This window comes from Streptomyces sp. NPDC001848, assembly GCF_042891915.1.
In the GTDB taxonomy this organism is placed as follows: domain Bacteria; phylum Actinomycetota; class Actinomycetes; order Streptomycetales; family Streptomycetaceae; genus Streptomyces.
Genome location: NZ_JBIATP010000002.1, coordinates 570,999 through 592,348, shown reverse-complemented (window position 1 = coordinate 592,348; position 21,350 = coordinate 570,999). Strand labels below are relative to the sequence as shown.

The window sequence follows — 21,350 nt, the reverse complement described above, 5'->3', positions numbered from 1 at the left end:
GATGTCGGCAGGCGAGACAGGCGGCGGGGCGCAGGTCAAGTCCGCGGTGCGGACGGTCGAGTTGCTCGAGTACTTCGCCGGTCGTCCCGGTATGCACTCCCTGGCCTCCGTGCAGGAGGCGGTCGGGTACCCCAAGTCCAGTCTGTACATGCTGCTGCGCACACTCGTGGAGCTGGGCTGGGTGGAGACGGACGCGACGGGCACGCGGTACGGCATCGGGGTGCGGGCCCTGCTGGTCGGCACCTCGTACATCGACGGTGACGAGGTGGTGGCGGCGGCCCGCCCGACCCTGGACCGGCTGTCGGACGACACGACGGAGACGATCCACCTGGCACGCCTCGACGGCACGAACGTGGTGTACCTGGCCACCCGCCAGTCGCAGCACTACCTGCGGCCGTTCACCCGGGTGGGGCGCCGGCTGCCCGCGCACTCGACGTCGCTGGGCAAGGCGCTGCTGAGCACGTACACGGACGAGCAGGTCCGCAAGCTGCTCCCGGAGACGCTCCCGGCGCTGACCGAACACACCATCACGGACCGCGAGAAGCTCATCGAGGAGCTGCACCAGGTCCGGGAACAGGGCTTCGCCGTGGACCGGGAGGAGAACACGCTCGGGCTGCGCTGCTTCGGGGTCGCGATCCCCTACCGCACCCCGGCCCGCGACGCGATCAGCTGTTCGGTGCCGGTCGCGCGGCTGACCCCGGCCCACGAACAGATGATCAAGGACGCGCTGTTCGACGCCAGGGACCGCCTGACGCTCGCCACCCGGAGGCTGTGAACCATGGAGGTCGTGCTCCGCGAGGTCCACGACAGCGATCTGCCGGTCTTCCACCGGCAGATGAGCGATCCCGAGGCGGTGCGGATGGCCGCGTTCACCCCCGGGGACCCGGGCGACCGGGACGTCTTCGACGCCCACTGGAAGAAGATACGGTCCTCGTCCGACGTCCTCGCCCGCACCGTCCTCGCGGACGGTGACGTGGTGGGGAGCGCGGCGGTCTACGGGAAGCCGGGCGAGCGCGAGGTGACGTACTGGATCGACCGCGCGTACTGGGGGCGGGGTGTGGCGACGGCCGCGCTGCGGGGGCTGCTGGCCGAGGTGCCGGAACGCCCGCTGTACGCACGGGCGGCGGCGGACAACGCCGGGTCGCTGCGCGTCCTTCAGAAGTGCGGGTTCCGGGAGGCGGCGCGGGCCAGGGGGTACGCGCACGCGCGGGGTGAGGAGATCGACGAGGTCGTGCTGACGCTGGAGGGCCGGCCGACGGAGGGCTGACCGACGGGGGCTGACCGACGGGGGGCCGGCCGACGGCTTTCCTGAGCGCCGGATGAGAAAAGGGGCGTTCGGGAACGATCCGGCCCCTCTCGTTCGTCCTCCTGGTCGGCATGAACAAGACGATCAGGCGCGCCTCCGTCTTCGTGCTGGTCCTGGTGTTCGCCCTGCTGGTCAGGGCCACCTGGGTGCAGTTCTACGACGGCGAGGCGCTCGCGGACGACAAGGACAACCGGCGAGGCGCGATCGAGACGTACTCGCAGCCGCTGGGGAACATCATCGTGGCCGGAAGGGCGGTCACCGGCTCGGCGCGGACGAGCGGTGGCGACCTCGCGTACAAGCGCACCTACACCGACGGCAAGCTGTACGCGGCGGTGACGGGCTACGCCTCGCAGAGCTATGCGCCGACCCAGCTGGAAGGCGTCTACCAGGACCTGCTCAACGGCACGGATCCCCGGCTGAAGACCGTCATGGACACGATCACCAACCAGCGGGCCGCCCCGGGCAACGTGGTCACGACGATCGATCCGGACGTGCAGAAGGCGGCGTACGAGGCACTCGGCGACAAGAAGGGCGCGGCCGTCGCGATCGACCCGAGGACCGGCCGGATCCTCGCGGTCGTCTCGACCCCGTCCTACGACCCCTCGTCGCTGACCGACGCCAACACCGCCGCCGCTGCCTGGAAGCAGCTCAACGCGGATGCGGACAAGCCGCTCACCAACCGGGCGCTGCGCCAGCCGCTGCCGCCGGGCTCGACGTTCAAGCTGGTGGTGGCGGCGGCCGCGCTGGAGGACGGGCTCTACTCGTCGGTGGACCAGAAGACCGACAGCCCGGACCCGTACACGCTGCCGGGCACCACCCGCGACCTGTCGAACGAGAACCCGAACGCGCCCTGTACGAACGCGACGATCCGCACGGCACTCGAGTACTCCTGCAACAACGTCTTCGCCAAGATGGCCGTCGACCTCGGCCAGGACAAGGTGAAGGCGATGGCCGAGAAGTTCGGCTTCGACGACGACCGGCTGAACGTGCCGGTGCGGGCGTACGCGAGCGTGTACCCCTCGAACATGGACAAGGCGCAGACGGCCCTGTCCGGCATCGGCCAGTTCGACGTGACCGCGACCCCGCTGCAGATGGCCATGGTGTCCGCAGCCATAGCCAACGGCGGTGAGCTGGTCAGCCCGCATATGGTGTCGCAGATCACCGACAGCGGCGGCGATGTGCTGAAGAACTACGACAACGACACGTCCAGGAAGCGGATCGTGAGTTCCTCGACCGCCGCGCAGCTGCAGTCGGCCATGCAGACGGTCGTCGCGAAGGGCACGGGGACGAACGCCCGGATTCCGGGCGTCACCGTGGGCGGCAAGACCGGCACCGCACAGCACGGCGAGAACAACAGCCAGGTGCCGTACGCCTGGTTCACCTCGTACGGCAAGTCCGACTCGACGGGCAAGGAGATCGCCGTCGCGGTGGTGGTCGAGCAGTCGGACGCGGCACGCTCGGAGGTCAGCGGCAACGGGCTGGCGGCACCGGTGGCCAAGGCGATGATGCAGGCGGCGCTCAGGAGTTAGTCCCTTGGGGGCAGCCCTCCGACGGGGCTGCCCCGGGCCTCACCTGACTCCGAGGAGCTGCTCCACCGGATCGATCGCGAAGTACACCAGGAACAGCGCCGACACGCCCCACAGCAGCCAGTTGACCTCCCTGGCCTTGCCGAGGACCGTCTTGATGACGACGTACGACAGGAACCCGGCGCCGATGCCGTCGGTGATCGAGTACGTGAACGGCATCGCGGCGATGGTGAGGAACGCCGGGACGGCGATCTCGTAGCGGTCCCAGTCGATGTGCTTGACGTGCGTCATCATCAGGAAGCCGACCGCGATCAGGGCGGGCGCCGCCGCCTGCAGCGGCACGATGGTCAGCAGCGGGGTGAGGAACAGGGCGAGGCCGAACAGCCCGCCGGTGACCAGGTTGGCGAACCCGGTGCGCGCGCCCTCACCGACACCGGCGGCGGACTCGATGTACGCGGTGTTGGAGGAGGCGGAGCCCACGCCGCCGGCGATCGCGGCGGCGCCGTCGATGAACAGGACACGGCCGATGCCCGGTACCTGACCCTGCTCGTCGAGCAGGCCGGCCTCGGCGCTGATGCCGACGATGGTGCCCATGGCGTCGAAGAAGTCCGACAGGATCAGGGTGAAGATCAGCAGGATCACCGTGATCGCGCCGGTCTCGCCGAAGGCGCCGAACAGGCTGAAGTGACCGACGAGCCCGAAGTCGGGGGTCGCCGCGATCTTGTCGGGGACCTTCGGGGTGGTCAGGCCCCAGCTCTTGATGTCGACGACGGCGTTGATGACGATCGCGACGACGGTCATGGTCACGATGCTGATCAGGATCGCGCCCTTCACCCTGCGGGCGAGCAGCGCGATGGTGAGGAGCACCCCGAGACAGAAGACCAGGACGGGCCAGCCGGTCAGCCGGCCCACGGTGCCCAGTTGCACCGGCACGGTGGTGTTCGCGGCGTCCGGGATGCGGCTGACGAACCCGGCGTCGACGAAGCCGATGAAGGCGATGAACAGGCCGATGCCGACGCCGATGGCCTGCTTGAGCTGCTGCGGGATCGCATTCATGATCGCTTCCCGGAGGCCGGTGAGCACCAGGACACAGATCAGGATGCCCTCGATGACGACCAGGCCCATGGCGTCGGCCCAGCTCATCAGCGGGGCGAGCTGGAAGGCGACGACGGCGTTGAGGCCGAGACCGGCGGCGATGGCGAGCGGCAGGTTGCCGCCGACGCCCATGATGATCGTCATCACACAGGCCACCAGCGCGGTGGCCGTGACCAGTTGGCCGGTGTCCAGTTGGTGGCCGAACTTGTCCTTGGCGCTGCCCAGGATGATCGGATTCAGGACAAGGATATAGGCCATCGTGAAGAACGTGGCGAAGCCGCCACGTATCTCGCGGCCGAAGGTGGAGCCCCGTTCGGAGATTCTGAAGTACCGGTCGAGACCGTTGACCGCCGGGGGTGCGGCGCTCGGCCGACCGGCCACCTTCTGCGTGTCGGGCATGGAGTGACTCCTTGGTGCCTGTTGAACCGGTGCGGATGCTGGCTGGATTGTTCCCCCGGTGAACGCGTTTCAGGTTTTCTCCGTGTTACGGAATCGGAGAGTTCGGCCTGCCATACGGCGTTCGAAGCCTCGTACGAACGCTGCTACGCTTCCGGATCTCACCCGGGACGTACTCCAGTCGTCCACATGGCATCTACATGACATACACAGGCGCCGTCACCGGTGCCGGAGCCGCAGCGAGGAGAGGTCGCCCGTGGGCACTGTCGTCGACGACGCCGCCTCCGTGGAGTTCCACGCCTTCTTCGAGCGGCACTACGCGGAACTCGCCCGGCTCGCCCATCTGCTGACCGGCGAGGCGGACGCCGCCGACGATCTGGCGGCCGATGCGCCTCGCGGGTCAGGATCTCGGACAACTTCCGGTCCTGGTGGACGAGTTCGACGATCCTCAGGCCCGCGGCGGCGGCCATCCGGTCGTGCCCGGAGTCGACGGCGGGGATGCTGGACGCCCCGGGGACCGTGACACCGAGCGCCTCGGCGGCCGCCGTCAGCGTGGACGCCGTACCCATCGTCATGCAGTGCCCGGGCGAGCGGGCGAGACCGCTCTCCAGCTCCTGCATCTCGCAGTCGCCGATGAGGCCGGCGCGCTTGTCGTCCCAGTACTTCCACATGTCGGTGCCGGAGCCGAGGACCTCGCCCCGCCAGCGGCCCGGCAGCATCGGCCCCGCGGGCACGAAGATGGTGGGCAGGTCGACGCTCGCGGCCCCCATGAGCAGCGCGGGCGTGGACTTGTCGCAGCCGCCCAGCAGCACGGCCCCGTCGACCGGGTAGGAGCGCAGCAGCTCCTCGGTCTCCATCGACAGCAGGTTGCGGTACAGCATCGGGCTCGGCTTCTGGAAGGTCTCGCTGAGCGTGGAGACCGGGAACTCCAGCGGGAAGCCGCCCGCCTGCCACACGCCACGCTTCACGGCCTGCGCGCGATTTCTTAGATGTACATGACAAGGATTGATGTCGGACCAGGTGTTCAGGATGGCGATGACGGGCTTGCCGAGGTGCTCCTCGGGCAGATAGCCGAGCTGCCGGGTGCGGGCCCGGTGGCTGAAGGAGCGCAGCCCGTCGGTGCCGTACCACTGGTGGCTTCTGAGCTGTTCCGGCTTCTTCATACGGACCACCCGGCGGCGATGGCGGCGACCTCCGCGCGCTCCTCCTCGGGCAGCGCCCTGCTGGGCGGGCGCACGTCCCGGCGGCACAGCCCGAGGGAGGCGAGGGCCTCCTTGACGACGGTGACGTTGTCGGCGGAGCCGTTCGCGGCGCGCAGCTCCTCGAAGCGGCGGATCTGCTCCCAGACCTTCATGGCGGCCGGGTAGTCGCCCGATCGAAGCGCTTCGATCATGTTCAGCGAGACGGACGGGGCGACGTTCACGAGCCCCGAGGTGAAGCCCGTGGCACCGGCCGAGAAGTAGGAGGGCGCGTACGGTTCGGCGAGGCCCGCCACCCAGACGAACCGGTCCAGGCCGGCGTCCCGTGCGAAGGCCGCGAACTTGGCGGCGTCGGGGACGGCGTACTTCACCCCGATGACGTTCGGGCAGTGGTCGGCGAGCTCGGCGAGCCGCGTGCCGGGCAACTGGGCGTTGCGGATGTAGGGCACGACGCCCAGTTCGGGGACGGCCTCGGCGATCGCGCGGTGGTAGTCGACCCAGCCGGCGGCCGAGACGTACGGGTGGACGGGCTGGTGGACCATCACCATCGGGGCGCCCAGCTCGCGGGCGTGCCGGGCGCAGGCGACGGCGGTGGGCACGTCGTGCCCCACCCCGACCAGGATCGCGGCCCGCTCCCCGGCCTCCTGGACGGTCAGTTCGGTGACGAGGCGCCGCTCCTCGGGGGTGAGGGCGTAGAACTCCCCGGTGTTGCCGTTGGGCGTCAGGGTCCTCACCCCGCCGTCGAGCAGGCGACGCAGCAGGGCCCGGTGGGCGTCCTGGTCCACGCGGCCGTCCTCGGTGAACGGGGTCACCGGGATCGCCACCACGTCGGCCAGGGCCGCCCGCTGGGTCTCGAACGTCGTTGTCATTCCTGACCGTCCTCTCCCCGGACCCCCGGCTCCGCTGCTTCGGTCGCGGGGAAGGCCCGTCGCACGAACGACGCGATGTGGGCGTGGAGGACGCTCGCCGCCCCGTCGGCGTCGCCTTCGAGGGCGAGCCGCAGGATCTCCCGGTGCTCGCCGGCCTCCCGCTCCCAGGAGGGGTCGGCGGCCCAGGCGACGGCGGAGACGAGGGCGGCCTGGTCGCGGACCTCGTCGAGCATCCGGCCGAGCAGCGGGTTGCCGCACGGCAGGTACAGGGCGCGGTGGAACTCCCGGTTGGCCAGGGAGCGTTCGGCCGTGTCGTTCGCCTCGTCGGCCCGCTCCAGCGCGTCGCGCGCGGCGTCCAGGGAGGCCCCGCGCCGCACCGAGCGCCGCAGCGCCTCCGGCTCCAGGAGCAGCCGGACGTCGTAGACCTCGCGCGCCATGTCCGCGTCCACCATGCGCACCGTGACGCCCTTGTACTGGCTCATCACGACGAGCCCGGTCCCGGCCAGGGTCTTGAGCGCCTCGCGCACGGGGGTCTTCGACACCCCGAACTGAGCGGCGAGTTCGGTCTCCACCAAGGGCTGACCGGGCGTGAGCTGCCCGGCGAGGATGCGGTGTTTGATCCCCTCCAGCACGTACTGGGTACGGGAGGGGATCGGCGTGGGCACAGAGGTCATGCGCGCCTCTCGGATGTCACGTGAGTGATGTCGCGTATCTGATTTCGCGTATCGCGTCTCATATATGACGTACGAAGTACGACGCGTCGAAGGTAAGAGCAGCCCTGTGTTTCGTCAATGCTTCTGACAAAGGGAGTTGCGGCAACACCCGTGTGACGGATGGTCACTCGTCGTGTTAATGGCTCGTTGACGGGGGTTCAGCTTCCGTTCCGGCGCGCGGGGAGCGCGACTTGACGCCCGGGAAACGGCCGGCACACGGCGGTGCAAGACGGCCGGTGGACGCTGCGGTCATGTTGGATTCCACCGCCCCAGAGCCCGCCGCGCCCGCCGCGGAGACCACCGTCTTCGAACGGATCGGCGGCGAGGCCGCCGTCGCAGCCGTGGTCGACGTCTTCTACGACAAGGTGCTCGCCGACCCGGAGTTGGCGAACTGGTTCGACGGCGTCGACATGGACCGCCTCAAACGGCACCAGCGTCTGTTCGTCGGCCAGGCGCTCGGCGCGAAGCGCCCGTACCCGGGCCGCGCGATGCGCGCGGCGCACGCGGGCCTGGCGATCACCGACGCCGCGTTCGACAAGGTCGTACAGCACCTGGCCGCCGCACTGGCCGAGGCGGGAGTGGACGCCCCCACGATCGACACCGTCGCGGGGGCGCTGCTGCCGCTGAAGGGGGAGATCGTCACGGCCTGACGGTCACGGCCGCGAGGGGCCGGGGGGTGGGTGACACCTCGCCCCTGTCGCGGCGCCCGCTCAGCCGATGATGAGCGCATCGAGGCGCCGGCGGTGGGGTTCCGGGTACGAGGCCCTACGGATGTCCGTTCGGCCCGGCGCGCGGACCCGCGTTTCCAAGGCAGCTGCCCGATCCGGCGCCCGGGTCCTTACGGCCACGATGACCGGGCATGACGACTGGATGGACCGCGGCGCGCATGCTGCGCGACCGCAGTGCGGGGCTCTGTCTGGCCGGCGTGGTGGTGTCCGGCTTCGGCACGTCGGCGCTGTGGCTGGCATCCGGGGTGTGGGTGAAGGACCTCACCGGCTCGGACGGCCTGGCCTCGCTGTGCCTGCTCGCCCTGTGGGCGCCGGTCCTGGCCGGCCCGGCCCTGGGCACGCTCGCCGACCGCCTCCGCCGCAAACCCCTGCTGATCGCCACGAACCTCGGCCTGGCCGCCCTCCTCCTCACCCTCCTCACCGTCGACTCGCCGCAGGCGTTGTGGCTGCTGTACGCGGTTCTACTGGTGTACGGGGCGGCCGGGATCGTGCACGACGCGGCCGAGTCCGCGCTGGTCGCCACCGCCGTCGACGGTTCGCTGCTGGGTGACTTCAACGGACTGAGGACGGCGGCCATGGAGGGCATGAAGCTGGTCGCCCCACTGGCCGGGGCGGGGATCTACGCGGCGTACGGCGGCCCCGGCGTGGCGTTCCTGGACGCGGTCACGTTCGTGCTCGCCGCGGGCCTGTACGCGCTGCTGCGGGTCCGTGCGGACAGGCCCGAGCCGCCCACCGCCGGCCTGCGTACGCGGACCGCCGAGGGCGCGCGCCATCTGTTCGGGCACGAGCGGCTGCGGCCGCTCGTCCTGGCCGGCGGGATCACCATGCTGTTCGCCGGGCTCAACGGCGCGATGGTCTACGCGGTCGTGGACGGCCTGGGCCGCTCCCCGGCGTACGCCGGGGAGCTCGCCGCCGTCCAGGGCACCGGTTCGGTGCTCATGGGCACGATCTCCGGCCCCGCCCTGCGCCGCCTGGGCGAGCGCCGGTTCGCGGCCTGCGGCATCGCCCTGTTCGCCGCCGGTGCGGCGCTCCGTGCGATCCCGTCCGACCCGGTGGCGCTGGGCTGCGGCGCAGCCATCGGCGCGGGACTGCCGTGTGTCCTGATCGCGGCGTTCACCGCGGTGCAGCGGGAGACGTCGGGCCCGCTGCTGGGCCGTGCGGCCGCCACGGCGAACACGCTGCTGTTCGGGCCGAACGCGGTCGGGCTGGCCCTCGGGGCGGCGCTGGTCGAACTGGTCGACCAGCGGCTGGTACTGGTGGTGCTGGGCCTGGTCGCGCCGGTGGCGGTGGTGCCGCTGTGTCACAGCGCCGCGAGTGCTTCCCGTACGGCGTCGAGGTCGCCGTCGGACGCCAACCCGGCGTGATACAGCCGCAGTTCCGTGGCGCCCCGCTCGGTGGCGCCACGGGCGTCGCGCGCGAGTGTCGCCGGGCTGCCGCCCATGCCGGAGACCACGGTGAGGTTGGCCGCGAGGACGGCACCCGTCCGGTTCTGTTCCGCGAACGGCGTCAGCAGGTCGGCGCCGCCCGTGCAGGGCACCACCACACCGTCCGCGACGGACAGGATGTGGGCGGGGTCGACGCCCGCGTTGGCGCCGCAGTGGTACGAGACCGGATCCGCGTGCAGCAGTACCTGGAAGCCGTCGGGGGCGGCCGCCCGGACCGCTGCCACGGCCTCCTCCTGGAGCGTGCGGGCGGTGGTGTCGCGCCACGCGCGCGTGGCGGCCGCTCTCGTCTCACCGAGGAGCTTCTCGACGCCCGCCCAGCCCCCGTCGGAGGGCGCGCCGCGCCACACCGGCTCCAGTGCGGCCCGTACCGCCGCGGCCAGCTCGTCGGCGTCCGGTCCGTGCCGTCCGTAGCCCGCACGGCAGCTCGGGCAGAAGCACAGGGACATCAGGTACTGCCCGGCGTCCCCGAGCGGGACGCCGCCGATCTTGTCATGGGCGTGCAGGTGCGCCAGTCCGTACCAGCCGAGCGATTCGAGCTCGGTGCCGCGCGCCCCGGGCCGTACGGCGGCCTCGGCCGCCAGGTCGACGAGGTACGCGCGCGTGGCGGGCTGCGCGATGCACGGCGCCCAGGGGTAGCGGTCACCGTAGGCGTTGACCACACAGGTGCCGGGATGCTCCTCGCCCAGGCGGGAGTTGTGCGCCAGGACCACCCAGGTGTGCACTTCCAGCCCGGCCGCGGTGAGCGCGCGGGCCGCCTCGCCGAAGGCGTCGCCCGGGGCCCAGTCGCCGGCCGGGTGGGGGCGCAGGGCGCGGCCCTCCCAGCGCGTGTCCGCCGGGTAGAGCACGGCCGTGTGGCGGGCGGTCACGATGCGGTGGCGCGGGTGCCGGGGCGTGAGGGCGCGTGTGGAGTGGTACGCGGAGGCGAGGGTCGCCTGGCGGACGCCCAGCGCGGCGATGCGGTCCGGGGCCTCGGGGTCCCCGTTGACGTCCCAGGGGTAGACGAACGCCGACGCCTTCACATGCCCTCCTCGAGCAGCGCGTACCCGCGGTCGATCAGCTGGGCGAGCTGTTCGACGTGGTCCTCGGAGGGCTCGTGCAGCGGCGGCCGTACCTCGCCGACGTCCAGACCGCGCAGCCGTACCCCCGCCTTGACGAGGGAGACGGCATAGCCGCGGCCGCGGGAGCGCAGTTCGACGAACGGGCGGTAGAAGCCGTCGAGGAGCCGGTTCACGGTGGTGTCGTCGCCGGAGGCGAGTGCCTGGTGGAAGACGACGGCGATCTCCGGGACGAAGCAGAACACGGCGGACGAGTACAGCGTGATGCCGATGCCGCGGTAGGCGAGCTGGGTCTGCTCGGCGGTCGGCAGCCCGTTGAAGTAGAGGAAGTCGCCCGGGACCTCGCTGCGCACGGCGCTGACGATGCGCTGCATCAGATCCAGGTCGCCGAGCCCGTCCTTGAGGCCGATGACACCGTCCGTGCGGGCGAGTTCCACCACCGTCCCGGGCGTGAACACGGCGTTGTCGCGCTGGTAGACGACGGTCGGCATCGAGGTCGCGGCGGCGAGCTCCCGGTAGTGCCGCAGCAGGCCCTCCTGGCCCGCGACCACGAGGTAGGGAGGCATGGCGAGCAGCCCGTCCGCCCCGGCGCCCTCCGCGAGCCTCGCGTAGCGCACGGCGAGCGCGGTCCCGTAGCCGGCGCCCGCCACGACCGGCACCCGCCCGTCCGCGGCCTCGACGGCCGCCCCTACGCACGCCTCGAACTCCTCCGGCGTCAGCGCGTGGAACTCACCCGTGCCGCAGCACGCGAACACGGCGGCGGCGCCCGCCTCCACGCCCCTGCGCACATGGGCGCGGTAGACGTCGAGGGCGAGGGAGCCGTCGGGCCCGTACGCGGTGACGGGGAAGAACAGGGGCCCGGTGGGAATGCCGAGTCGAGCGGCGAGAGGGGCTGAGGTCACGGGCTCTCCCTTGAACAGGCGCTCCTGTGCGGACCGACGGGGCGCTCCCGGTGAACCCCACTCCGGATGGTGGACCATATCGGAACCGGTGCACGCTTCTGATCCGCGTCCATGTTTCTGAACGACCCCACGCTATGGGGCCACCTCAGAGCCGGTCAAGCGCGCAACCGGGCAAGTCAGGGGCCGATTCCACACCTCCGCGCCACACTTGACGGGCCGGTCGGCGATCCCTAGCGTTTCCATGCATGTGAATTCTGTGCACGAATGCGGCCATCCTGTGCACGAATGCGGCCGTTGATCTCAAGGAGACCGAGGATGCCCGCTCCCCGCACCGTTCTGCTCACCGGCGCCGCCGGCGGACTCGGCACCCTGATGCGGGGACTGCTGCCGCAGTACGGCTACCAGCTACGGCTCCTCGACCTGCGGCCGATCGAGGGCGAGCCGGACGCGATCACGGCGGATCTCGCCGACAAGGAGGCGGTGCGCGAGGCCGTGCGGGGCGTCGACGCGATCATCCACCTCGCGGGCATCTCCCTGGAGTCCACGTTCGAGAAGATCCTGAAGGCGAACATCGAGGGCACGTACCACGTGTACGAGGCGGCACGCGAGGAGGGCGTACGCCGGATCGTGTTCGCCTCCTCCAACCATGCGGTCGGCTTCACTCCCCGCCCCCAGGGCGACGACCCCCTGATCCCGATCGACACCCCGCGCCGCCCCGACACCTTCTACGGCCTGTCGAAGTCCTTCGGCGAGGACCTCGCCCAGTTCTACTGGGACAAGCACGGCCTGGAAACGGTCTCGGTGCGCATCGGCTCCTGCTTCCCCGAGCCCACCAGCGTCCGCATGCTCTCCGTCTGGATGAGCCCCGAGGACGGCGCCCGCCTCTTCCACGCGGCCCTGACCGCCGAGGACGTCGGACACACCGTCGTCCACGGCTCCTCGGCCAACACCCGCCTGTGGTGGGACCTGACCACCGCGCGGGCCCTGGGCTACGAGCCGCAGGACGACTCCGAGCCGTACGCCGAGAAGCTCATCGCCGAGCAGGGCGAGCTGGACCCGGACAACCCGGCGCACGCACACCTGGGCGGCCACTTCGTGACGGACCCGCCCATCTGGCCGTACTGAGACGACACCCCCTGGGGCGGGCGGGCACCGAACGGGCCCGCCCGCCCCGCTTTTCGGGCACGGAAGCTGCCCGATCTCACCCGCCGTCCCGCTCCGTCCCAGGTCCGACGCGGGCACGCATCCGGCCAAGCGGGCCGGGTCGGGCACACTCGGGCATGCAACAGGCCTGGTCACCGCCGCGCACCCGCTGTAGAACTTCCCCCATGAGCCCTGCCGGGCCCGAACGGGCACCACCGGTTCGGGCGCCCGGATACGAGCGAGCGGCGAACGAGCGCAAGAGCACGAAAGACAGGTGTCGGCGATGACGGACAGGACCGCGGAGGAACGCCAGCGCGAGATCGTCAAAGCCGCCCGCCGCGCGGGCTCGGTCGACGTCACCACGCTCGCCGCCGAACTGGGCGTGGCGAAGGAGACCGTACGGCGCGATCTGCGCGCCCTTGAGGACCACGGACTGGTCCGCCGCACCCACGGCGGCGCCTACCCCGTGGAGAGCGCCGGTTTCGAGACGACCCTCGCCTTCCGCGCCACCAGCCACGTCCCCGAGAAGCGCCGGATCGCGGCCGCCGCGGCCGAGCTGCTGGGGGACGCCGAGACCGTCTTCGTGGACGAGGGCTTCACCCCGCAGCTCATCGCCGAGGCGCTCCCCCGGGACCGGCAGCTGACCGTGGTCACCGCGTCCCTGGCCACCGCGGGCGCGCTCGCGGAGGCCGAGAACACCACGGTCCTGCTGCTGGGCGGCCGGGTGCGGCCCGGCACGCTCGCCACCGTCGACCACTGGACGACGAAGATGCTGGCCGGTTTCGTCATCGACCTGGCGTACATCGGCGCCAACGGCATCTCCCGCGAACACGGCCTGACCACCCCCGACCCGGCGGTCAGCGAGGTCAAGGCCCAGGCGATCCGCGCCTCCCGGCGCACGGTCTTCGCGGGCGTGCACACCAAGTTCGGGGCGGTCAGCTTCTGCCGGTTCGCGCAGATCGGCGAACTGGAGGCGGTCGTCACCAGCACGCTGCTGCCCGCCTCCGAAGCCCACCGCTACTCGCTGCAGGGCCCGCAGGTCATCCGCGTCTGAAAAACGAACACCGTCCCCTTCAGGGGCACACCCACACCCGAGCGCGCCCCTTATCTCCCCATTCGCCCAGGAGTACCCCATGCGAACCCAGAGCCGACGAACGCCCCGCGCCCTGTTTGCCGTGGCCACCGTAGGAACGCTGATCACTCCACTGCTCGCCGGCTGCTCAGGAGCCGGCGGCGCCGGCGGCGTGGGCGGCGGATCCGCCCACGCCATCAACGTCCTGATGGTGAACAACCCGCAGATGGTGGAGTTGCAGAAGCTCACCGCCGACAACTTCACGAAGAAGACCGGGATCAAGGTGAACTTCACCGTGCTGCCGGAGAACGACGTCCGCGACAAGATCAGCCAGGACTTCGCCAACCAGGCCGGCCAGTACGACGTCGCCACCCTGAGCAACTACGAGATCCCGATCTACGCGAAGAACGGCTGGCTCCACGCGATGGACTCGTACGTCAAGGGCGACACCGCCTTCGACCAGCAGGACATCCTCGCCCCGATGCGGCAGGCCCTGACCGCCGCGGACGGCAAGCTCTACGGCGAGCCCTTCTACGGCGAGTCCTCCTTCCTGATGTACCGCAAGGACGTCTTCCGGAAGAAGGGCCTGACCATGCCGGCCAAGCCCACCTGGCAGCAGGTCGCCGACCTGGCCGCCAGGGCGGACGGCGCCGAGCCCGGCATGAAGGGCATCTGTCTGCGCGGGCTGCCCGGCTGGGGCGAGGTGATGGCTCCGCTGACCACGGTCGTCAACACCTTCGGCGGCACCTGGTTCGACAAGGACTGGAAGGCACGGCTGGACTCCCCGGAGTTCAAGCAGGCCACCCAGTTCTACGTCGACCTGGTGCGCAAGCACGGCGAGTCCGGCGCGGCCCAGTCCGGCTTCGCCGAGTGCCTCAACGACACGACACAGGGCAAGACGGCGATGTGGTACGACGCCACGTCGGGCGCGGGTTCGCTGGAGGCCTCCGGTTCCCCGGTCAAGGGCAAGATCGGATACGTCCCGGCCCCGGTCGAGAAAACCGACAGCTCCGGCTGGCTCTACACCTGGGCCTGGGGCATCCAGAAGGCGTCCAAGAACCCTGACGACGCCTGGAAGTTCATCTCGTGGGCGTCCGGCAAGGACTACGAGAAGCTCGTGGGCGAGAAGGCGGGCTGGGCCAACGTGCCGGCCGGCAAGCGTTCGTCGACCTATGACATCCCGGACTACCGCAAGGAGGCGGCCGCCTTCGCGGACGTCACCCGGAACGCCATAGCGAGCGCCAAGCCGAACGACCCGGGTGTGCAGCCCCGTCCCGCGCCCGGCATCCAGTTCGTCGACATCCCCGAGTTCACCGATCTGGGCACCAAGGTCTCCCAGGAGATCAGCTCCGCCATAGCGGGCCGGGAGTCCGTGGACAGCGCGCTGAAGAAGTCGCAGGCGCTCGCCGAGGCCGTCGCGAAGAAGTACGAGGGATCATGACCATCACCACCTCCGCCCGGATCGCCGCCGCCGCTGCGCGGCCGGCGACCCGGCCGCCGAACCGTATGCGAGCGTGGGCCACCCGAGCGCCGTTGCTGCCCGCCCTGGTCTTCATGATCGTGGTGACCCAGCTGCCGTTCGTGGCCACGCTGGTGATCTCGTTCTTCGACTGGAACGCGCTCTATCCGAAGGACCGGCACTTCACGGGCGTCGACAACTACCGCCAGGTCCTCACCGACCCGGACCTGCGCCACTCGGTGTGGACGACGGTCCTGCTGACGGTCACGGTGGTGCTGGTCAGCCTGGTCCTGGGCCTCGGCATCGCGTTGCTGCTCAACCGGAAGTTCCGGGGCCGCGGCCTGGTCCGCACGATGCTGATCGCCCCGTTCCTGGTGGTGCCGGTGGCGGCCGCACTGCTCTGGAAACACGTGCTCTACAACCCTGAATACGGTCTGTTCAATGGGTTGTTGCACTATGTGGGCGGCCCCCAACCGGACTGGATCTCCAACACGCCGCTGCTCGCGGTCGAGGCCTCGCTGATCTGGCAGTGGACGCCGTTCATGATGCTGATCCTGCTGGCCGGCCTGCAGAGCCGCGACCACGAGCAGATGGAGGCCGCCCGGGTCGACGGCGCGAACGACTGGCAGATCTTCCGCCACCTCACGCTCCCGCACCTGCGCCGGTATCTGGAGCTGGGTGCCCTGCTGGGCTCGATCTACATCGTGCAGAACTTCGACGCGGTGTTCACGCTCACCTCGGGCGGACTCGGCACCGCGAACCTCCCCTACACCGTCTACCAGAGCTTCTACCAGGCCCACGAGAACGGCCTCGCCTCCGCCGCCGGCGTCCTGGTCGTCATCGGCTCCATCGTCATCGCGACCTTCGCCCTGCGCGTCGTGTCGTCCCTGTTCCGCGAGGAGGTGTCCCGCGCATGAGCACCGCTGCCGTACGCACGGCGACCGCAGGCGGCCGCAGCCGCCGCGGAGCGGGCCTCGGCCTGCTGGCCTGGCTGGTGGGTCTGCTGTTCTTCCTGCCCATCGCCTGGATGGCCCTGACCTCCTTCCACTCGGAGACCGACGCCGCGACGAACCCGCCGTCCTTCGGGGCCGCCCTGACCCTGGACAGCTACCGGGACTTCTTCGGCGCGGGCGGCGGCGCGAGCCCCTGGCCGGCGTTGATCAACTCGACCATGGCGTCGGTGGTCTCGACCCTGTGCGTGCTCCTGCTGGCCCTCCCGGCGGCGTACGCCCTGTCCATCCGCCGGGTGAAGAAGTGGACGGACGTCCTGTTCTTCTTCCTGTCCACCAAGATGCTGCCGGTGGTGGCGGGCCTGCTGCCGATCTACCTGTTCGCGAAGAACACCGGGATGCTCGACAACATCTGGCTCCTGGTCATCCTCTACACCTCCATGAACCTGCCGATCGCGGTGTGGATGATGCAGTCGTTCCTCGCCGAGGTTCCCGTGGCGGTGATCGAGGCGGCGCAGATCGACGGCGCCCGGCTGCCGACGGTCCTCGCTCGCGTGGTGGCCCCGATCGCGCTGCCCGGCATCGCCGCGACGGCACTGATCTGCTTCATCTTCAGCTGGAACGAACTGCTCTTCGCCCGAGTGCTGACCGGCGTGGTGGCCGAAACGGCACCCGTCTTCCTGACCGGCTTCATCACCAGCCAGGGCCTGTTCCTCGCCAAGGTGTGCGCCGCGTCGCTCGTCATCTCCCTGCCGGTGCTCGCCGCGGGGTTCGCCGCCCAGGACAAACTGGTCCAGGGCCTGTCGTTGGGAGCCGTGAAATGAAGGCCGCCGTCATCGAGTCCGTGGGCCGCGCCGTCGTCTCGGAGGTCCCGGACCCGACGCCCGGACCGCGCGAGGTCGTCGTCGAGGTCGCGGCCTGCGGACTGTGCGGGACGGATCTGCACATCCTCCAGGGCGAGTTCGCGCCCAAGCTGCCGATCGTGCCCGGGCACGAGTTCGCGGGCGAGGTCGTCGGGGTCGGCACCCAGGTCACGGAGCTGGCGGTCGGAGACCGGGTCGCGGTGGACCCGTCCCTCTACTGCCACGAGTGCCGTTACTGCCGTACGGGCCACAACAACCTGTGCGAACGGTGGGCCGCGATCGGCGTCACCACGGCGGGTGGCGCGGCCCAGTACGCGGTGGCGCCGGTGGCGAACTGCGTGAAGCTCCCGGAGCATGTCCGCACCCAGGACGCGGCGTTGGTGGAGCCGCTGTCCTGCGCGGTGCGCGGCTACGACGTCCTGCGGTCCCGCCTCGGGGCACACGTCCTGATCTACGGCTCGGGAACGATGGGCCTGATGATGCTGGAGCTGGCCAAGCGGACGGGCGCGGCGAGCGTGGACGTGGTGGACCTGAACCCGGCGCGGCTGGAGACGGCACGGCGGCTGGGCGTCACGGCGTCGGCGGCGAACGCGGACGAACTGGACCGCCCGCAGGGCTGGGACGTCGTCGTCGACGCGACGGGCAACGCGGCGGCGATCCAGGACGGCCTGGGCCGGGTGGCGAAGGCGGGCACGTTCCTGCAGTTCGGGGTGGCGGACTATGCGACGCGGGTGACGATCGATCCGTACCGCATCTACAACCAGGAGATCACCATCACGGGTTCCATGGCGGTGCTGCACAGCTTCGAACGGGCGGCGGAACTGTTCGCGAACGGGGTGCTGAACCCCGAGGTCTTCATCAGCGACCGCCTGCCGCTGGAGCGGTACCCGCAGGCGTTGGAGCAGTTCGCGGCGGGGGTGGGGCGGAAGATCGTGATCGTGCCGTAGGGGGTACGGCGCGGATGGTTCTCGCCCCCGCCGCCCCTACCCGTCCCGCCCCTGGGGGCTTCCCCCCGGACCCCCGCTGCCGGCCCTGGCGGAACCCCGACAGGGACGCGGGGGCGGCGGCGGCGAGGACCGCCCGGACGGGCCGTCGGGTAAGGGAACGGTAAAGCGGGCTCGCTCGTTACCCCTGGCATGACAGCAATGACCCCCGGCTCGAACATCCCCCTCGGCGTCCCCCACGTGACCGTCGACGTCGCCGCACCGGTGCGGCTCGACGTGTCCGCCCTGCTGCTCACCGCCGACGGCAAGGTGCGTTCCGACGACGACTTCATCTTCTACAACCAGCCGGTGGGCCCGGGTGTCACCTACCGCTCCGGCGGTGGCACGAGCCCCGACTCGATCACCATCGACACCGCCTCCGTGCCCCCGGGCATCGAGAAGATCGTCGTCACCGCGAGCCCCGACGCCGCCGGCCAGACCTTCCAGGGCATCGAGCCGACGGCCACCCTGCGCAACGCGGACGACAACAGCGTCCTTGCCACCTTCACCCCGCCCCAACTCGGCACGGAGACCGCACTGGTGGTCGTGGAGGTCTATCTGCGGGGCGGCGTGTGGAAGGCCCGCGCCGTCGGTCAGGGCTACGCCGACGGCCTCGCGGGCATCGCCACCGACTTCGGCGTCAGGGTCGAGGAACCGGCCGCCCCGGCCCAGCCCACCGCGCCCGCCGTGCAGCCCCCGCCCACCGCTCCCCCGGCGCCTGCCGCACCGCCCGCCCCCGCCCCCGGCGCCGGAAAGATCAACCTCGACAAGGGTCGCGTCAGCCTCCGGAAGAACCAGACCGTCTCCCTGGTCAAGGGCGGCCGACCCCTGCTGGCCCAGGTGAAGATGGGCCTCGGCTGGGAGCCCGCGTTCCACGGCAAGGACATCGACCTGGACGCCTCCGTCATCGCGTACGGCCCGCAGCGCAACCACATCGACAGCTGCTACTTCGGCAAGCTGACCATCCTGAACGGCGCGATCAAGCACTCCGGCGACAACCTCACCGGCGAGGGCGGAGGCGACGACGAGGTCATCACCGTGGACCTCGGCCGCCTCCCGCAGGAGGTCACCGGGCTGGTCTTCACGGTCAACTCCTTCTCCGGGCAGAAGTTCACCGAGATCGCCAAGGCCTACTGCCGCCTCGTGGACGCCGCGACCGACCAGGAGCTGGTCCGCTTCGACCTCACCCACGCCGAGCCGCAGACGGGCGTGATGATGGCCAAGCTGATCCGGCAGTTCTCCGGCGAGTGGGACATGACGGCGATGGGCGACTTCGTCAAGGCCCGCACCGTACGGAACATGGTGAAGCCGGCGGCCGAGGCGCTGTAGGCCGTCCGGGCAGTCGTACGACACCTGCGGGCGCCCCTGGCCGCGGCCCGCAGGTGCGGCGGCCGTCCTCCTACGGCCGCAACCCGTCCGTCAGCAGCGACAGATAGCGGCGGATGTCCTTCCCCTGCCCGTCGGCCAGTTCGGAGGCTGTGGCAACCCCGTGCGCCAGCCGCAGGATCTCGATCGGCTTCACGTCCGCCCGCAGGGTTCCCTCCTTCTGCGCCGCCTCCACGAGCCGCGCCGCCGCCTCCTTCATCGAGGTGCCGCAGGCGGTGACCGCGGCGGAACTGCCGTCCGTGACGGCCGAGCCCAACAGGGCCTTCATTCCCCGGACCTGGATCGTCCCGGCGCACAGCTCGTTCAGCCACTCCACCAGCGCCTCGCCCGCCGGCAGCTCGCGCGCGATCTCGTCGGCCCGCGCGGCCATCGCCCGCACCCGGTCGACGTACGCCGCCTCCAACAGGTCCTGACGGGTCGGGAAGTGCCGGTAGAGGGTGCCCGAGCCGACGCCGGCGCGCTTGGCGATGTCGTCGAGCGACGCGTTCTCCCCGTGCTCGGCGAAGGCTTCCGCCGCGGCCTTCAGCAACCGCTCGTAGTTGCGCCGAGCGTCCGCACGCATGGGTCTGACCTGCGTCATCCAGATACTCCTTGCAAACCGGGGACCCTCTCCGTATCTTATCGAGGACTAACCGGAGACAGTCCCCGCTTATTGTCACGGGCGGTCCGCGCTGCCCGTACGCCGCACCTTCTCACCCGGGGACGCCACAACGGGAGAACTCCATGTCCACCCCGTCCGCACCGTCCACCACCACAGACGCACCCTCCGCACCACGGCGTCCCGCCAGGCTCGGCACCGTCCTCCTCGTGATCGTCACCGCCTACCTGATGGTCGGCGTCGACTCCACCGTCGTCAATGTCGCGCTCCCCGACATCCAGCAGGACCTGGCCTTCTCCCCCACCGGCCTGTCCTGGGTACTCAACGCCTACACCCTCGCCTTCGGCGGACTGCTGCTGCTCGGCGGGCGGGTCGGCGACATCGTGGGCCGCCGCAGGACCCTCACCGTCGGTGTCCTGGTCTTCGCGCTGTCCTCCCTGCTCGGCGGACTCGCCACCGACAGCGCCTGGCTGCTGGCGGCCCGCGCGCTCCAGGGCGTCGGCGCCGCGCTCACCGCGCCCAGCACCCTCGCGCTGATCACCACCAACTTCCCGGACGGACCGCGCCGCCACCACGCCCTCGGCGTCTACTCCTCGACGGCCGGCATCGGCGCCTCCGTCGGCCTGGTCGTCGGCGGCATGCTGACCTCCTGGGCGACCTGGCGCTGGGCCCTGCTCATCAACGTGCCGATCGGGGTCGCGGTGGCCCTGGCCCTCCCCCGTTTCGTCACCGAGACCCCGCGCCACGCCGGCCGTTTCGACGCGGCGGGCGCGCTCACCGGCACCGCCGGAACGACCTCGCTGGTGTACGCGTTCATCCGCGTCTCCGAGCACGGCTGGAGTGACACCCAGGCACTGCTCGGCTTCACCGCGACGGCGGCCCTGCTGACCGGCCTCGTCCTCGTCGAGTCCCGGGCCGAGCAGCCGATCCTGCCCCTCGGCCTGTTCGCGAGCCGGAACCGCGCGGGCGGCTACGCGGGCGTCCTGCTGCTGCCCGCGGGCATGTTCGGAGCGTTCTACTTCCTCACCCTGATCAGCCAGCAGGTGCTGGACTACAGCCCGTTGCGGGCCGGGCTCGCCTTCCTGCCGATGACCCTGGTGATGTTCACGACCGTGCGCCTCGTACCGCGGCTGCTCGGCCGTCTCGGCGTCAAGCCGGTCCTGCTCACCGGCATGGCCCTGATCGTCGTCGCGGCCGGATGGCTCTGGCGACTGCGGCCCGGCGACGGCTACGCCACCGGGCTGCTGGGCCCCCTGCTGCTGATGGGCCTCGGCGTCGGCCTGAGCTTCATGCCGCTCAACGCGACGATCCTCGCCGGCGTCGAACCGCACGAGGCGGGCGCCGCCTCCGGTCTCCTGCAGACCCTCCAGTGGCTCGGCGGCACCCTCGGCCTGTCCGTCCTCGTCACGGTCTACGGCACGGCGACCCGGCACGCGACCGGCTCCCCGACCGACATCCTCATCGGGGGTTCGGCCCGCGCGTTCGGCGTCGGCTCGCTGATCGCGCTGACCGCCCTGCTGGTGTCGGGGTTCGTGATCACCGGGCGGCGCAGGGCCGGCGGCTCGACCTGACCGGAGCTGTGGCTTCCACCACTGCACTCCTGGTTCATCTCTGATGGGCTGGCCGGGCACGCAGGCCCCATGCCCCGATCTCCCCTCCCGG

19 protein-coding genes and 2 pseudogenes are annotated in these 21,350 nt (G+C 70.8%); 14 read left to right on the top strand and 7 right to left on the bottom strand.

Annotated features, from left to right (window positions below):
- Nucleotide 1: 1 nt before the first annotated feature.
- From ACFYZJ_RS05730 to ACFYZJ_RS05720, 3 genes are all read left to right on the top strand, one after another.
- A complete protein-coding gene (locus tag ACFYZJ_RS05730; RefSeq protein WP_388563190.1) occupies nucleotides 2-775 on the top strand; it encodes an IclR family transcriptional regulator in 774 nt (257 codons plus the stop codon).
- A gap of 3 nt (nucleotides 776-778) precedes the next feature.
- Nucleotides 779-1,267 (top strand): GNAT family N-acetyltransferase, encoded by a 489-nt coding sequence (locus ACFYZJ_RS05725; RefSeq protein WP_388563188.1) that lies wholly within the window; start codon nucleotides 779-781, stop codon nucleotides 1,265-1,267.
- 110 nt (nucleotides 1,268-1,377) lie between these two features.
- Complete coding sequence (locus ACFYZJ_RS05720) at nucleotides 1,378-2,835, top strand: peptidoglycan D,D-transpeptidase FtsI family protein (RefSeq protein ID WP_388563186.1); 1,458 nt, start codon at nucleotides 1,378-1,380, stop codon at nucleotides 2,833-2,835.
- A 39-nt stretch (nucleotides 2,836-2,874) separates the two neighbouring features.
- On the opposite strand, the gene ACFYZJ_RS05715 is transcribed toward ACFYZJ_RS05720, so the two are convergent.
- Nucleotides 2,875-4,326, bottom strand: a complete 1,452-nt coding sequence (locus tag ACFYZJ_RS05715; RefSeq protein ID WP_388563184.1) for an NCS2 family permease — start codon at nucleotides 4,324-4,326, stop codon at nucleotides 2,875-2,877.
- A 253-nt stretch (nucleotides 4,327-4,579) separates the two neighbouring features.
- On the opposite strand from ACFYZJ_RS05715, the pseudogene ACFYZJ_RS05710 reads away from it, so the two are divergent.
- Nucleotides 4,580-4,714: pseudogene (locus ACFYZJ_RS05710) on the top strand (SigE family RNA polymerase sigma factor); the annotation flags it as partial.
- Here ACFYZJ_RS05710 and ACFYZJ_RS05705 read toward each other — a convergent pair.
- The 3 genes and pseudogenes from ACFYZJ_RS05705 to ACFYZJ_RS05695 all read right to left on the bottom strand — a co-directional run.
- Nucleotides 4,713-5,486: pseudogene (locus tag ACFYZJ_RS05705) on the bottom strand (dihydroxy-acid dehydratase); the annotation flags it as partial. The pseudogenes ACFYZJ_RS05710 and ACFYZJ_RS05705 overlap by 2 nt on opposite strands.
- Nucleotides 5,483-6,391, bottom strand: a complete 909-nt coding sequence (locus tag ACFYZJ_RS05700; protein WP_388563182.1) for a dihydrodipicolinate synthase family protein — start codon at nucleotides 6,389-6,391, stop codon at nucleotides 5,483-5,485. The gene ACFYZJ_RS05700 and the pseudogene ACFYZJ_RS05705, both read right to left, overlap by 4 nt.
- Nucleotides 6,388-7,065: a GntR family transcriptional regulator gene (locus tag ACFYZJ_RS05695; protein WP_388563180.1), complete on the bottom strand. Its 678-nt coding sequence runs from the start codon at nucleotides 7,063-7,065 to the stop codon at nucleotides 6,388-6,390. Before ACFYZJ_RS05695 ends, ACFYZJ_RS05700 begins: the two co-directional genes overlap by 4 nt.
- 290 nt (nucleotides 7,066-7,355) lie before the next feature.
- On the opposite strand from ACFYZJ_RS05695, the gene ACFYZJ_RS05690 reads away from it, so the two are divergent.
- Together ACFYZJ_RS05690 and ACFYZJ_RS05685 are read left to right on the top strand one after the other, a co-directional pair.
- Nucleotides 7,356-7,754 carry a group 1 truncated hemoglobin gene (locus ACFYZJ_RS05690; RefSeq protein ID WP_388563178.1) on the top strand — a complete coding sequence of 133 codons (399 nt, stop codon included), beginning with the start codon at nucleotides 7,356-7,358 and terminating at the stop codon, nucleotides 7,752-7,754.
- 209 nt (nucleotides 7,755-7,963) lie between these two features.
- On the top strand, nucleotides 7,964-9,196 hold the full coding sequence (locus tag ACFYZJ_RS05685) for an MFS transporter (protein ID WP_388563176.1): 1,233 nt from the start codon (nucleotides 7,964-7,966) through the stop codon (nucleotides 9,194-9,196).
- On the opposite strand, the gene ACFYZJ_RS05680 is transcribed toward ACFYZJ_RS05685, so the two are convergent.
- Nucleotides 9,133-10,296: a hypothetical protein gene (locus ACFYZJ_RS05680; RefSeq protein WP_388563174.1), complete on the bottom strand. Its 1,164-nt coding sequence runs from the start codon at nucleotides 10,294-10,296 to the stop codon at nucleotides 9,133-9,135. The genes ACFYZJ_RS05685 and ACFYZJ_RS05680 overlap by 64 nt on opposite strands.
- Nucleotides 10,293-11,234, bottom strand: coding sequence for a 5-dehydro-4-deoxyglucarate dehydratase (locus ACFYZJ_RS05675; protein WP_388563172.1), 942 nt, complete (start codon nucleotides 11,232-11,234; stop codon nucleotides 10,293-10,295). Before ACFYZJ_RS05675 ends, ACFYZJ_RS05680 begins: the two co-directional genes overlap by 4 nt.
- Nucleotides 11,235-11,549: 315 nt before the next feature.
- Between ACFYZJ_RS05675 and ACFYZJ_RS05670 the strand changes: the two genes are divergently transcribed.
- The 7 genes from ACFYZJ_RS05670 (at nucleotide 11,550) to ACFYZJ_RS05640 (ending at nucleotide 19,033) form a co-directional block, all read left to right on the top strand.
- On the top strand, nucleotides 11,550-12,359 hold the full coding sequence (locus ACFYZJ_RS05670) for an NAD-dependent epimerase/dehydratase family protein (protein ID WP_388563170.1): 810 nt from the start codon (nucleotides 11,550-11,552) through the stop codon (nucleotides 12,357-12,359).
- A 301-nt stretch (nucleotides 12,360-12,660) separates the two neighbouring features.
- Nucleotides 12,661-13,431 (top strand): DeoR/GlpR family DNA-binding transcription regulator, encoded by a 771-nt coding sequence (locus tag ACFYZJ_RS05665; protein ID WP_388563169.1) that lies wholly within the window; start codon nucleotides 12,661-12,663, stop codon nucleotides 13,429-13,431.
- Between the two features lie 79 nt (nucleotides 13,432-13,510).
- Complete coding sequence (locus ACFYZJ_RS05660) at nucleotides 13,511-14,890, top strand: ABC transporter substrate-binding protein (RefSeq protein WP_388563167.1); 1,380 nt, start codon at nucleotides 13,511-13,513, stop codon at nucleotides 14,888-14,890.
- Nucleotides 14,887-15,825 carry a carbohydrate ABC transporter permease gene (locus tag ACFYZJ_RS05655; protein ID WP_388563165.1) on the top strand — a complete coding sequence of 313 codons (939 nt, stop codon included), beginning with the start codon at nucleotides 14,887-14,889 and terminating at the stop codon, nucleotides 15,823-15,825. The genes ACFYZJ_RS05660 and ACFYZJ_RS05655 overlap by 4 nt, the downstream gene beginning before the upstream one ends.
- Entirely contained in the window at nucleotides 15,822-16,682 is an 861-nt protein-coding gene (locus tag ACFYZJ_RS05650; protein WP_388563163.1) for a carbohydrate ABC transporter permease, read from the top strand. The genes ACFYZJ_RS05655 and ACFYZJ_RS05650 overlap by 4 nt, the downstream gene beginning before the upstream one ends.
- Complete coding sequence (locus ACFYZJ_RS05645) at nucleotides 16,679-17,668, top strand: zinc-dependent alcohol dehydrogenase family protein (protein ID WP_388563161.1); 990 nt, start codon at nucleotides 16,679-16,681, stop codon at nucleotides 17,666-17,668. Before ACFYZJ_RS05650 ends, ACFYZJ_RS05645 begins: the two co-directional genes overlap by 4 nt.
- Nucleotides 17,669-17,866: 198 nt before the next feature.
- On the top strand, nucleotides 17,867-19,033 hold the full coding sequence (locus tag ACFYZJ_RS05640; RefSeq protein ID WP_388563396.1) for a TerD family protein: 1,167 nt from the start codon (nucleotides 17,867-17,869) through the stop codon (nucleotides 19,031-19,033).
- A gap of 70 nt (nucleotides 19,034-19,103) precedes the next feature.
- On the opposite strand, the gene ACFYZJ_RS05635 is transcribed toward ACFYZJ_RS05640, so the two are convergent.
- The gene (locus ACFYZJ_RS05635; protein ID WP_388563159.1) at nucleotides 19,104-19,670 is read right to left on the bottom strand and encodes a TetR/AcrR family transcriptional regulator; all 567 of its coding nucleotides are present in this window, start codon (nucleotides 19,668-19,670) and stop codon (nucleotides 19,104-19,106) included.
- A 143-nt stretch (nucleotides 19,671-19,813) separates the two neighbouring features.
- On the opposite strand from ACFYZJ_RS05635, the gene ACFYZJ_RS05630 reads away from it, so the two are divergent.
- Complete coding sequence (locus ACFYZJ_RS05630) at nucleotides 19,814-21,259, top strand: MFS transporter (protein ID WP_388563157.1); 1,446 nt, start codon at nucleotides 19,814-19,816, stop codon at nucleotides 21,257-21,259.
- Nucleotides 21,260-21,350: the final 91 nt, after the last annotated feature.